Genomic DNA, 11,997 nt, shown 5'->3' with positions numbered 1-11,997 from the left:
ATCCCGCCCTCACTCCGGGGGGTGCCGTTCGGAGTGTTGCTGCCCGCCGAACCGGTGTTGACGTGGTGTTCATGGGAGTAACATCCGCCCCGAACGGCCCTGTCCGTAGGACGCTGACGTCTCGGAGGAAGCATGCAGCCGACCGCTACCGTGCTGGTGTACAGCGACGACTCCAACACGCGGGAACAGGTGCGGTTGGCCACCGGCCGCAGGCCGGCTCCTGATGTGCCCCTGGTCGAGTTCGTGGAGTGCGCGACTCCTGAGGCGGTGGTGCGGGAGCTGGACAAGGGCGGCATCGATGTGTGCGTGCTCGACGGTGAGGCCGTGCCGATGGGGGGCATGGGGGTGTGCCGGCAGATCAAGGACGAGGTGTTCAACTGCCCGCCTGTGCTGCTGTTGATGGGGCGGCCTCAGGATGCGTGGCTTGCCACGTGGAGTCGGGCCGACGCGGCGGTCACCTTGCCGGTGGATCCGGTGGAGTTTGCCGCCGCCTTGGCTGGTTTGCTCCGTCGTAAGAGGTTGCTGAGCGCCTAGCAGCTCGGGGCGCGAGGTGGCTGTGCGGCTGACGCCCGGTGGGGGCCTTTCGCGCCCACGCGGCGGAGCCGCACATCGACACAGCCCCGCGCCCCTATGGGGCGCTCACACCGCCGTTGGCTGGAGGCGCAACGCATCCTGTGGTGCTGGGCCGTCCGGGGTGCCGTTGATGAGGGCGCTGCCTGTGCGCCACTTCTTCCAGTCGACGTTCCAGTCGCCGAAGCCGTTGCCGAAGGGTTCCATCGGGTTGCCGTTGGAGTTGACGACCTTGACGATGTCGCCCTCGTGGATGTGGTCGAAGAACCACTCGGCGTTGGATGTGCTCATGCCGGTGCAGCCGTGGCTGACGTTCTCGTAGCCCTGGGAGCCCACTGACCAGGGCGCGGCGTGGACGTACTCGCCCGACCAGGTGACCCGGGTGGCGTAGTAGACCGGCAGGTCGTACGAGTCGGAGCTGCCCTCGGCGATGCCGACCGTGGTGCCGCGCATGCGTACGAAGTACTGCTTGGCCAGTACGACCTTGACCCCGTTGCGGGTCTCGAAACCGGGCTTGCCGGTGGTGACGGGGATCGACTGGATCGCCTGGCCGTTCTGGTAGTACGTCAGCTGGTGCGCCGAGGCGTCCGTGACGGCCTCGATCCGGTCGCCGGTGGTGATCTTCAGCGCCTTGGACTTGCCGCCCCAGAGACGGTCGCTGATCCGTACGCCGTCCAGGTTGCTGTGCACCTGGATGGTGGCGTGCGCGGGCCAGTACTCCTTGGGGCGGTAGTGGAGTTCCTTGTCGCTCACCCAGTACCAGGAGCCCTGGACGGCCGGCGTGGCGTCCACCCTGAGGGCGCGTTCCACGAGGGCCCGCTGCGCCTTGTCCTTGACCGCCTGGTCGAGTTGGGCGGTGATGGGCTGTCCGACGCCGTACTGGCCCGACTCCGGCCCGAACGTGACGTTCAGGCGCTTGGTGGTGGTGGGCTTGCTGGTGTCGAAGGTGAGGATCTTGCGGCCGGGCGCGCCGTCCTCGTCCTCCGTGCTCACCTCGACCGTGTAGTGGGCGTTGGCGGCCAGCGGGGAGGTGCTGTGCCAGCGGCTGCCGTCGGCGGCGAGTTCGCCCGCCACGAAGCGTCCTGTGGAGTCCTGGGCGGTGACGTCGGTGATCCGGCCGTCGTCGTCGCTGGTGGTGATCTCCAGGGGCTTGTCCGGGTCGGCCTGCTTCCCTGCGCCGGTGGGGCCGTTGAAGGAGATCATGTCCGCTGCGTCGTACGGCTTGGCCGACAGGGGGTTGCCGTCCGAACCGCAGCCGGTGACGCCCGCGCCGAGGGCGGCCACCAGCAGGGTGCAGCTGACGACGGTGCGGGTCCGCGGAGTGTGGTTCATATGATCACGCTATGAGATACAAGCCCCATTTGCGCGCTGCGTAATTCATACGGGGGACGGACGCCGCGCAAAAGCAGGAGCCCGGACCCTCCTGACGGAGTGTCCGGGCTCCCGGTGTGCTCACTGCGTGCTACTGGGTGCGGTTCTCACCGTGGTAGTACTCGAACACCCAGCCGAACAGGCCGACCAGGATGAACGGTGCACCGAAGTACAGCAGCCACCAGCCGACCGCGACACCGAGGAAGGCGAGCGCGCCGCCGAAGCCGAGGGCGAGCGGCTGCCAGCTGTGCGGGCTGAAGAAGCCCAGCTCGCCCGCGTCGTCCGCGACGTCGGCCTCCTTGTCGTCCTGCGCACCCGCGTCGACCCGCCGGGCGGTGAAGCCCAGGTAGAAGCCGATCATGATGCTCAGGCCGAAGGCCAGGAAGAGCGCAGTGGTACCGGCCGGCTCCTTCGACCACACGCCATACACGATGGCCATGATCAGGATGAAGACGCTCAACCAGATGAACATCCGACCCTGGATCTTCACTTGCCGGCCTCCTTGCTGCCCGCGATGGCACCGTGACCGGAGTACTCAAGCTGCTCGAGAGCGGCGATCTCGGGGTGGTGCAGGTCGAACGCCGGGGATTCGCTGCGGATCCGCGGCAGGGTGAGGAAGTTGTGCCGCGGCGGCGGGCAGGACGTCGCCCACTCGAGCGAGCGGCCATAGCCCCACGGGTCGTCCACGCCGACCGGCTTGCCGTACTTGGCCGTCTTCCACACGTTGTAGAGGAACGGCAGGATCGACAGGCCGAGCAGGAACGAACCGATCGTCGAGACCGTGTTGAGGGCGGTGAAGCCGTCGGCCGCCAGGTAGTCGGCGTAACGACGCGGCATGCCCTCGGCACCCAGCCAGTGCTGCACCAGGAACGTGGTGTGGAAGCCGATGAACAGCGTCCAGAAGGTGATCTTGCCGAGGCGCTCGTCCAGCATCTTGCCGGTCATCTTCGGCCACCAGAAGTGGAAGCCGGAGAACATGGCGAACACGACCGTACCGAAGACCACGTAGTGGAAGTGGGCCACCACGAAGTACGAGTCGGAGACGTGGAAGTCCATCGGGGGCGAGGCCAGGATGACACCGGTCAGACCACCGAACGTGAAGGTGATCAGGAAGCCGGTGGCCCAGAGCATCGGCGTCTCGAAGGACAACGAGCCCTTCCACATCGTGCCGATCCAGTTGAAGAACTTCACACCGGTCGGGACGGCGATCAGGAACGTCATGAAGGAGAAGAACGGCAGCAGCACACCGCCGGTGACGTACATGTGGTGGGCCCACACCGTCACGGACAGACCGGCGATCGCGATGGTCGCCGCGATCAGACCCATGTAGCCGAACATCGGCTTGCGGGAGAAGACCGGGATGACCTCGGAGATGATGCCGAAGAACGGCAGCGCGATGATGTACACCTCTGGATGGCCGAAGAACCAGAAGAGGTGTTGCCAGAGCAGGGCTCCGCCGTTGGCCGCGTCGAACACATGCGCACCGAACTTGCGGTCCGCCTCCAGGGCGAACAGCGCGGCCGCGAGGACCGGGAAGGCGAGCAGCACCAGAACGGCGGTCAGCAGCACGTTCCACACGAAGATCGGCATGCGGAACATGGTCATGCCCGGGGCACGCATGCAGATGATCGTGGTGATGAAGTTGACCGCGCCGAGGATGGTGCCGAAGCCGGAGAAGGCCAGACCCATGATCCACATGTCGGCGCCGATGCCCGGGCTGCGGACCGCGTCCGACAGCGGGGAGTAGGCGAACCAGCCGAAGTCGGCCGCACCCTGCGGGGTGAGGAAGCCGCCGACCGCGATGGTCGAGCCGAACAGGTAGAGCCAGTAGGCGAACATGTTCAGCCGCGGGAAGGCGACGTCCGGCGCGCCGATCTGGAGCGGCATGATCCAGTTCGTGAAGCCGGCGAACAGCGGCGTCGCGAACATCAGCAGCATGATCGTGCCGTGCATCGTGAACGCCTGGTTGAACTGCTCGTTCGACATGATCTGCAGGCCGGGGCGAGCCAGCTCGGCGCGCATCAGCAGCGCCATCACGCCACCGATCAGGAAGAACGCGAACGACGTGACCAGATACAGCGTTCCGATGGTCTTGTGGTCGGTGGTCGTCAGCCACTTCACCACGACATTGCCGGGCTGCTTGCGCCGGACCGGCAACTCGTTCTCGTACGAGTCCTCAGCTGCCGCGGCACCCTGGGGTTCGTTGACGATGCTCACAGGTTGTTCGTCTCCCGGTTCTTCTCGTGCGGCGTCTGCGCGATGCCGGCGGGAATGTAACCGGTCTGCCCCTTCTTGGCGAGGTCCTTGAGGTGCTGCTCGTAGCGCTCGGGGGAGACGACCTTCACGTTGAACAGCATCCGGGAGTGGTCGACGCCGCAGAGCTCGGCGCACTTGCCCAGGAACGTGCCCTGGTGGTTGGGAACCACCTGGAAGGCGTTGGTGTGCCCCGGGATCACGTCCTGCTTCATCAGGAACGGCACCACCCAGAAGGAGTGGATGACGTCACGCGAGGTGAGGATGAAGCGGACCGTCTTGCCCTCGGGGAGCCAGAGGGTCGGGCCGGGGTTGCCGGTCTGAGGGTTCTTCGTGCCCGGCGTACCGACGTCGTAGACACCGCCGGCGTTCGCCGGGAAGTCCTTCTTGAACCGGTCCGGAATGGCCAGCAGTTCCTTGGACGTCTTGGCGTTGCCGGGGGAACCGGGTACGTCCTCGATGTAGTTGAAGCCCCAGCTCCACTGGAAGCCGACCACGTTGACCGTGACGTCGGGCTTCTTGTCGAGGCTCAGAAGCTTCGTCTCGTCCCGGGCCGTGAAGTAGAAGAGGACCGAGACGATGATGAGCGGGACCACCGTGTACAGGGCCTCGATCGGCATGTTGTACCGGGTCTGCGGAGGTACCTCGACCTTGGTGCGGCTGCGCCGGTGGAAGATGGCACTCCACAGGATCAGGCCCCACACCAGCACACCGGTGGCCAGCGCGGCCGCCCAGGAGCCCTGCCACAGGGAGAGGATCCGCGGAGCCTCTTCCGTGACCGGGGTGGGCATGCCAAGGCGGGGGAAGTCCTTGTATGTGCAACCGGTTGCGGTCGCCAGGACCAGGCCCGCGGTCAGTGCCTGCAGCAGCTTCCGCCGCATCGGGCGCCGCGGCGAGCGGTCGGAGCCGTTGGGACTCACGTAGCGCCTTCCCGAGAGTCTCGCCCGCGCGGTTCGGCTGCGGCCTTCTCGCTGGTCGGTCGCGGCCCTGCGTCGGGCAGGGGTTTGGATGTTTATGCGGACCAAACCCTAGCCGACGCTCTCCGAGGGTTCGCGGGGAGGGTGGCATACGCGCCGCTGGTCACTCCTTAAGGGTGGGATTGGGCGCCTAATAGCTCGGGTTGTCGCGGTTTGGCGGGCGAGTTCGGGTGCGTTGTGGCTGGTCGCGCTGTTCCTCGCGCCCCTGGGTTGGCTGCCCTCACCGAAGTCTTAACGTTGAGGCGTGTCCTACTTTGACGCTGCCTCCGCCGCTCCCCTTCATCCCGTAGCTCGTCAGGCCCTGTTGGCCTCTTTGGATGAGGGGTGGGCCGATCCTGCTCGGCTGTATCGGGAGGGGCGGAAGGCTCGGATGTTGCTTGATGCGGCTCGGGAGGCGGTGGCCGAGGCGGTGGGGTGCCGGGCGGACGAGGTCGTGTTCACCTCCTCCGGGACCCGGGCCGTACACACCGGCGTCGCGGGGGCGTTGGCCGGGCGGCGGCGGGTGGGACGCCACCTGATCGTGTCCGCTGTCGAACATTCCTCGGTACTCCATTCGGCGGAGGCGTTCGAGGCGGCGGGGGGGACGGTCAGCCATGTGGCCGTGAACCGCGCCGGCGCCGTCGACCCGTCGGCCTACGCGGCCGCGCTCCGGCAGGACACCGCGCTGGCCTGTCTGCAGTCGGCCAACCACGAGGTCGGGACCGTGCAGCCGGTGGCCGAGGTGGCCGAGGTGTGCCGGGCGGCCGGGGTGCCGCTGCTGGTGGATGCCGCCCAGTCGCTGGGATGGGGGCCGGTCGAGGGCGACTGGTCGCTGCTGGCGGCCAGTGCCCACAAGTGGGGCGGGCCTTCGGGGGTGGGGCTGCTCGTCGTGCGGAAGGGCGTGCGGTTCGCTGCGCGGGGGCCCGTGGACGAGCGGGAGTCGGGGCGGGCGCCCGGGTTCGAGAACCTTCCGGCGATCGTCGCGGCCGCGGCCTCCTTGCGGGCGGTGCGCGCCGAGGCGGCCCAGGAGGCGGTACGGCTGCGGGAGCTGACGGAGCGGATCCGGGCACGGGTGCCCGAGCTGGTGTCGGACGTGGAGGTGGTGGGGGATCCCGAGCGGCGGCTGCCGGGGATCGTCACCTTCTCCTGTCTCTATGTCGACGGAGAGGCCCTGCTGCACGAGTTGGACCGGGAGGGTTTCTCCGTCTCGTCCGGCTCGTCCTGCACGAGCAGCACGCTGACGCCCAGCCATGTGCTGAAGGCGATGGGGGTGCTGAGCGAGGGCAACGTGCGGGTGTCGCTGCCTTCGGGGGCGGCCGCGGAGGACGTCGAGCGGTTCCTGGCGGTGCTGCCGGGTGCGGTGGCAGGGGTGCGGGAGAAGCTGGGGGCGCCCGCTCCGGCGACCGTGGTCCAGGCGGAGGAACTGGTCGTCGACTCCCTCGGCAAGCGGTGCCCGATCCCGGTCATCGAGCTGGCCAAGGTGATCGGGGATGTGCCGGTGGGCGGCACGGTACGGGTGCTGTCGGACGACGAGGCGGCTCGGTTGGACATCCCGGCGTGGTGCGAGATGCGGGGGCAGGAGTACGTCGGGGAGGAGCCCGCGGAGCGGGGTACGGCGTACGTGGTACGGCGAGTGAGCTGATGGGGGATCCAGGGGGCTCGCCCCCCGGAAGGGGCGCGGGGCTGTGTCGATTTGCGGCTACCGCCGCGTGGGCGCGACCAGCCCCCACGCACCCGCACCCGAGAACGGCGCCTCAGCCCAGGTGCGCCTGAACCTCTTCGGCCGCGTCAACGCCGTACGCCTTGGTGAACCGGTCCATGAAGTGCGCCCGCCGCAGCTGGTACTCCTGCGTTCCCACCGTCTCGATGACGAGAGTCGCCAGCATGCAGCCGACCTGCGCCGCGCGCTCCAGGGAGACACCCCAGGCCAGCCCCGAGAGGAACCCCGCGCGGAAGGCGTCGCCGACACCCGTGGGGTCGGCCTTGCGCTCCTCCTCCGGGCAGCCGACCTCGATCGGGTCCTCGCCGGCCCGCTCGATCCGTACGCCCCGGGAGCCGAGCGTGGTGACGCGGTGGCCGACCTTGGAGAGGATCTCGGCGTCGCTCCAGCCGGTCTTGGACTCGATGAGCCCCTTCTCGTACTCGTTGGAGAAGAGGTACGTCGCCCCGTCCAGCAGTATCCGGATCTCCTCGCCCTCCATGCGGGCGATCTGCTGGGAGAAGTCGGCGGCGAAGGGGATGTTCCGGGAGCGGCACTCCTCCGTGTGGCGGAGCATCGCCTCCGGGTCGTCGGCTCCGATCAGGACCAGGTCGAGGCTGCCGACGCGGTCGGCGACCGTCTTCAGCTCGATGAGGCGGGCCTCGCTCATCGCACCGGTGTAGAAGGAGCCGATCTGGTTGTGGTCGGCGTCGGTGGTGCACACGAAGCGCGCGGTGTGCAGGGTCTCGGAGATACGGACCGAGTCGGTGTCCACGCCGTGGCGGTCCAGCCAGGCTCGGTACTGGTCGAAGTCGAAGCCCGCGGCCCCGACGAGGATGGGCTTGGTGCCGAGCTGGCCCATACCGAAGGCGATGTTCGCGCCGACGCCGCCCCGGCGGACGTCCAGGTTGTCGACCAGGAAGGAGAGCGAGACCGTGTGCAGCTGGTCCGCGACGAACTGGTCGGCGAAACGGCCGGGGAAGGTCATGAGGTGGTCGGTGGCGATGGAGCCGGTGACTGCGATGCGCACGTCGGCATTCTCCTGCGGGAGGCTGGATTGACAGTTCACGCTACCCGCTCTTGGGCAGCCACTGAAGCTGGCAAAACTACCCGATAGTAGATCTTTCTTCGCGAGGCCCGGCGTGCCTACGGTGCCGTCATGACGAACCTCAAGGTCAACTCCTCCGCTGCCCCCGCCGATCTCGAGGGCGACCTCGCCTCGCTGCGCGGGGACTGCGCCCGGATGGCCCCGCACTGGACGGTTCCCGAGCACACCGACTCCCGCCCGGTGCCGCCGTCGCTCATCCATGGGGTGAACGTGCCGGTGAAGTCGGCCCGGATGCTGGACGCCATGTCGGACTACGGCGACTGACGCCAGGGGCGCACCACGGGAACCGCGCGCTCCCCTCGCACGTCCCATCGCCGTCCCCCGTGCCGGGGGCGTGGGACACGATCCAGCGAGGAGCGATGCGGTGAACACCGAGCGACCCGAGAATTCCGAGGAGCCCGAGGTCTCCGCGGCCTCCGACGCGACCGAGAACGCCGAGAACGCCGAGGAGCCCGGGGCCTCCTCGGCATCCAAGGAACCCGAGGTCTCCGAGGCGTCTGGCGTCTCCGAGATCTCGGAGGGCGGCGAGGCCGCCGGTCCCCCGCACGGCGAAGTCCGTGAGGTCGTTGGTGCCGGTGCCGGTGAGCAGCCCGGGCGGCGGCGCTCCCCCATGGTCGTCGTCTCGGTCGCGGCGGCCGTCCTGCTGGTCGGGGGCGGGGGTGCGTACCTCGCCGCGAGCCATGGTTCGGACGGCCGTACGGGCGTCGGCGGGTCCGGCGGTGGCGGTACCCCTCCTCCCCTGGTCCTGGACGGCTGGGCGCAGGGCGGCACGGGCGACATCGCGCCGGGTGAGCCGAATCCGTACGGGGCGACGTACGTGGCCGCGGGGAAGCTGGCCGACGGTCCCGGCTCGGCGCCGGTGTACGCGCCGAAGGGCGAGGTCGGCAAGGAGGACGTGGCCCGGCTGGCCAAGGCGCTCGGGATCGACGGCACGCCGGTGGCCGAGGGACCGAGCTGGCGGGTCGGCGGCAAGGACGGCTCCGGGCCGGCGCTCCAGGTGAACAAGGACGCCCCGGGCAGCTGGACCTTCAGCCGGTACGCGCCCGGCACCGACAACTGCAAGAAGGTCACCGTCTGCGCGCAGGACCCGGGTGCTCCGGCGGGCGAGCCGGTGAGCGTGACGGTCGCCGAGAAGGCGGCGGCGCCGGTGCTGAAGGCGCTCGGGCAGGACGACGCGAAGATCGACGCGAGCCAGATCATGGGCGCCCAGCGGGTGGTCAACGCCGATCCGGTGGTGGGCGGGCTGCCCACGTACGGCTGGACGACCGGCCTGACCGTCGACAAGCAGGGGGTCATCGTCGGCGGCCACGGGCTGCTGGTGGCGCCGGCCAAGGGGGACACGTACCCCGTGCTCGGCGCGGAGAAGACGCTGAAGCTGATGAACTCCGGGCAGAAGCACGGGCACCGGATGGGCATCGGCGGCTGTGCGAGTCCGGTCCCGCTGAAGAACCGGCTGGAGCAGCCGTGCGGCACGTCCTCGACGGCGCCCCGGGTGGCCACGGTCACCGTGGAGAAGGCGGTGTTCGGGCTGGCCGCGCACTCGGTCGCCGGGCGGCAGACGCTGGTGCCGTCCTGGCTGTTCGAGGTCCGGGGTACGGAGGCGCGGGGCGCGTTCACGGTGACGTATCCGGCGGTGGACCCGAAGTACCTGGCCTCGCCGTCGGCGTCGGCGCCGTCCCCGGAACCGACCTCGCCGTCCTCGGCGCCGAGGACGCATGACGTGAAGGTCGACGGCTACACCGCCGACGGCCGCGAGCTGAACGTGAGCTTCACGGGCGGGGTGTGCGCCGACTACAAGGCGTCGGCGAAGGAGAGTGCGAGCCTGGTGACGGTGAAGGTCACCGAGAAGACCTGGCCGGACGCGGTGTGCGTCGCGATGGCCAAGATGTACGTGAAGACCGTACGGCTGGATGCGCCGCTGGACGGCCGGAAGGTGGTCGGCGCCGACGGGGCGCGGATCCCGCAGGCGAAGGCCGGAGCGCTGCGGCCGCTGGCCCGCTGAGCGCTCCGCGGGAAGTGCCGCGATGTGGCCGTCTGCGGCACCGCCGTGGCTGATCGCGCAGTTCCCCGCGCCCCTTTGCGGCGCTGCAGAACCGCAGCCGACTTCGCCGACCCCGCTCAGCGCCCCATGGACACACGAAGGCGGCGGCCCCTCGGAGGGGGCCGCCGCCTTCGTCGTCAGGCTGTGGCCGGCTCAGTCGTCAGGCTGTGGCCGGGCTCAGCTGAAGGAGTCGCCGCAGGCGCAGGAGCCCGTCGCGTTCGGGTTGTCGATCGTGAAGCCCTGCTTCTCGATCGTGTCCACGAAGTCGATGGTGGCGCCGCCCAGGTAGGGAGCGCTCATGCGGTCGGTGACGACCTTGACCCCGCCGAAGTCCTTCTCCACGTCGCCGTCGAGCGAGCGCTCGTCGAAGAAGAGCTGGTAGCGCAGGCCGGAGCAGCCGCCGGGCTGGACGGCGACGCGCAGCGCGAGGTCGTCACGGCCTTCCTGGTCGAGCAGGGCCTTGACCTTGGACGCCGCGGCGTCGGTCAGGACGATGCCGTCGGTCACGGTGCTGGTCTCGTCCGATACGGACATCTACATCTCTCCCGGGTTGTACGGAGACTGCTTGCCGACCAGTGCAACCGGCGTTTCCGCGGATTCATTCCGGGCCGGGCGTTCGCGTGGTCGCCTTTTTTCTTCCTCCCTCATGCTCGCACATGCCCGCGGGGGCGGACAGCGACCGATGGAGGGGCCCGGCGGGATTCACGTCACATCGACGCTATCGCCATCGTCAAACTGACGTGAACCGGTTATGATAGATAGCGTCAGTTAGACGAAAAGTAGAAAGGGTGCGTGACGTGACCACCGCCCAGACCCCGGAGCTCGACGTACAGCCGTCTCCGCTCGCCCTGCTGCTTCTCGGCCGTGAGGCCGACCCGAAGAGCGAGCGGGGTGTCGAGTGTCCCGGTGACCTGCCCTCGCCGTCCGACCCCGACCTGGTCGAGCGCGCCCGCGCGGCCAAGGAGAAGCTCGGCGACAAGGTCTTCGTGCTCGGCCACCACTACCAGCGTGACGAGGTCATCCAGTTCGCCGATGTCACGGGCGACTCCTTCAAGCTGGCCCGGGACGCGGCCGCGCGCCCGGAGGCCGAGTACATCGTCTTCTGCGGTGTGCACTTCATGGCCGAGTCGGCGGACATCCTGACGTCCGAGGACCAGAAGGTCGTCCTGCCGGACCTGGCCGCCGGCTGCTCCATGGCCGACATGGCCACGGCCGAGCAGGTCGCCGAGTGCTGGGACGTGCTGACCGAGGCGGGCATCGCCGAGCAGGTCGTGCCGGTGTCGTACATGAACTCCTCGGCCGACATCAAGGCGTTCACCGGCAAGCACGGCGGCACCATCTGCACCTCGTCGAACGCCAAGCGCGCCCTCGACTGGGCCTTCGAGCAGGGGGAGCCCTCGGCAACAAAGGTCCTGTTCCTGCCGGACCAGCACCTCGGCCGCAACACCGCCGTCCGCGACATGGGGATGTCCCTGGACGACTGCGTGGTCTACAACCCGCACAAGCCGAACGGCGGCCTCACGGCGGACGAGCTGCGGGCCGCGAAGATGATCCTGTGGCGCGGCCACTGCTCGGTCCACGGCCGCTTCAGCCTGGACTCGGTGAACGACGTGCGCGAGCGCATCCCGGGCGTGAACGTCCTGGTCCACCCCGAGTGCAAGCACGAGGTCGTGGCCGCGGCGGACTACGTCGGTTCGACCGAGTACATCATCAAGGCCCTGGAGGCGGCCCCGGCCGGCTCGAAGTGGGCCATCGGCACCGAGCTGAACCTGGTCCGCCGCCTGGCGAACCGTTTCGCTCCCGAGGGCAAGGAGATCGTCTTCCTCGACAAGACGGTCTGCTTCTGCTCGACCATGAACCGGATCGACCTGCCCCACCTGGTCTGGGCCCTGGAGTCCCTGGCCGAGGGCAACCTGGTCAACCGCATCGAGGTCGACAAGGAGACGGAGGCGTTCGCCAAGCTGGCGCTGGAGCGGATGCTGGCGCTGCCGTAGCCGTC

The 11,997-nt window shown here is 68.8% G+C and carries 11 protein-coding genes; 5 read left to right on the top strand and 6 right to left on the bottom strand.

Going from position 1 to position 11,997, the window contains the following annotated elements; genetic code table 11:
• Positions 1-132 precede the first annotated feature (132 nt).
• Entirely contained in the window at positions 133-534 is a 402-nt protein-coding gene (locus tag CRP49_RS23110; protein WP_097255117.1) for a response regulator transcription factor, read from the top strand.
• Between the two features lie 105 nt (positions 535-639).
• On the opposite strand, the gene CRP49_RS23105 is transcribed toward CRP49_RS23110, so the two are convergent.
• The 4 genes from CRP49_RS23105 to coxB all read right to left on the bottom strand — a co-directional run bounded on the left by CRP49_RS23105 (position 640) and on the right by coxB (position 5,114).
• Positions 640-1,902: an Ig-like domain-containing protein gene (locus CRP49_RS23105; RefSeq protein ID WP_097255116.1), complete on the bottom strand. Its 1,263-nt coding sequence runs from the start codon at positions 1,900-1,902 to the stop codon at positions 640-642.
• Positions 1,903-2,032: 130 nt separating this feature from the next.
• Positions 2,033-2,431: a cytochrome c oxidase subunit 4 gene (locus tag CRP49_RS23100; RefSeq protein WP_094220134.1), complete on the bottom strand. Its 399-nt coding sequence runs from the start codon at positions 2,429-2,431 to the stop codon at positions 2,033-2,035.
• On the bottom strand, positions 2,428-4,158 hold the full coding sequence (ctaD, locus tag CRP49_RS23095) for a cytochrome c oxidase subunit I (RefSeq protein WP_097255115.1): 1,731 nt from the start codon (positions 4,156-4,158) through the stop codon (positions 2,428-2,430). Before ctaD ends, CRP49_RS23100 begins: the two co-directional genes overlap by 4 nt.
• A complete protein-coding gene (gene coxB, locus CRP49_RS23090) occupies positions 4,155-5,114 on the bottom strand; it encodes a cytochrome c oxidase subunit II (protein WP_097255114.1) in 960 nt (319 codons plus the stop codon). Before coxB ends, ctaD begins: the two co-directional genes overlap by 4 nt.
• Before the next feature lie 301 nt (positions 5,115-5,415).
• Here coxB and CRP49_RS23085 point away from each other — a divergent pair, with 301 nt between their 5' ends.
• Positions 5,416-6,792, top strand: coding sequence for a cysteine desulfurase/sulfurtransferase TusA family protein (locus CRP49_RS23085; protein WP_097255113.1), 1,377 nt, complete (start codon positions 5,416-5,418; stop codon positions 6,790-6,792).
• Between the two features lie 112 nt (positions 6,793-6,904).
• On the opposite strand, the gene CRP49_RS23080 is transcribed toward CRP49_RS23085, so the two are convergent.
• Positions 6,905-7,879, bottom strand: a complete 975-nt coding sequence (locus CRP49_RS23080) for a carbohydrate kinase family protein (RefSeq protein ID WP_097255112.1) — start codon at positions 7,877-7,879, stop codon at positions 6,905-6,907.
• A gap of 129 nt (positions 7,880-8,008) precedes the next feature.
• Between CRP49_RS23080 and CRP49_RS23075 the strand changes: the two genes are divergently transcribed.
• Together CRP49_RS23075 and CRP49_RS23070 are read left to right on the top strand one after the other, a co-directional pair.
• Positions 8,009-8,221: a hypothetical protein gene (locus CRP49_RS23075; RefSeq protein WP_094218236.1), complete on the top strand. Its 213-nt coding sequence runs from the start codon at positions 8,009-8,011 to the stop codon at positions 8,219-8,221.
• Between the two features lie 100 nt (positions 8,222-8,321).
• Positions 8,322-9,959, top strand: coding sequence for a hypothetical protein (locus tag CRP49_RS23070; protein ID WP_257033469.1), 1,638 nt, complete (start codon positions 8,322-8,324; stop codon positions 9,957-9,959).
• A gap of 216 nt (positions 9,960-10,175) precedes the next feature.
• On the opposite strand, the gene CRP49_RS23065 is transcribed toward CRP49_RS23070, so the two are convergent.
• Positions 10,176-10,532, bottom strand: a complete 357-nt coding sequence (locus CRP49_RS23065) for an iron-sulfur cluster assembly accessory protein (RefSeq protein ID WP_004001854.1) — start codon at positions 10,530-10,532, stop codon at positions 10,176-10,178.
• A 263-nt stretch (positions 10,533-10,795) separates the two neighbouring features.
• On the opposite strand from CRP49_RS23065, the gene nadA reads away from it, so the two are divergent.
• Entirely contained in the window at positions 10,796-11,992 is a 1,197-nt protein-coding gene (nadA, locus tag CRP49_RS23060) for a quinolinate synthase NadA (protein WP_097257495.1), read from the top strand.
• The last annotated feature ends 5 nt before the right edge of the window (positions 11,993-11,997 follow it).

This window comes from Streptomyces sp. Ag109_G2-15, from assembly GCF_900215565.1.
Taxonomy (GTDB): domain Bacteria; phylum Actinomycetota; class Actinomycetes; order Streptomycetales; family Streptomycetaceae; genus Streptomyces; species Streptomyces diastatochromogenes.
This window is presented reverse-complemented; position numbering and strand designations above follow the sequence as displayed.

Excerpts from the sequence above, each read along its gene's own strand:
- CRP49_RS23110 (WP_097255117.1), top strand. The coding sequence starts at position 133 with ATGCAGCCGACCGCTACCGTGCTGGTGTACAGCGACGACTCCAACACG.
- CRP49_RS23105 (WP_097255116.1), bottom strand. The coding sequence starts at position 1,902 with ATGAACCACACTCCGCGGACCCGCACCGTCGTCAGCTGCACCCTGCTG.
- CRP49_RS23075 (WP_094218236.1), top strand. The coding sequence starts at position 8,009 with ATGACGAACCTCAAGGTCAACTCCTCCGCTGCCCCCGCCGATCTCGAG.
- CRP49_RS23065 (WP_004001854.1), bottom strand. The coding sequence starts at position 10,532 with ATGTCCGTATCGGACGAGACCAGCACCGTGACCGACGGCATCGTCCTG.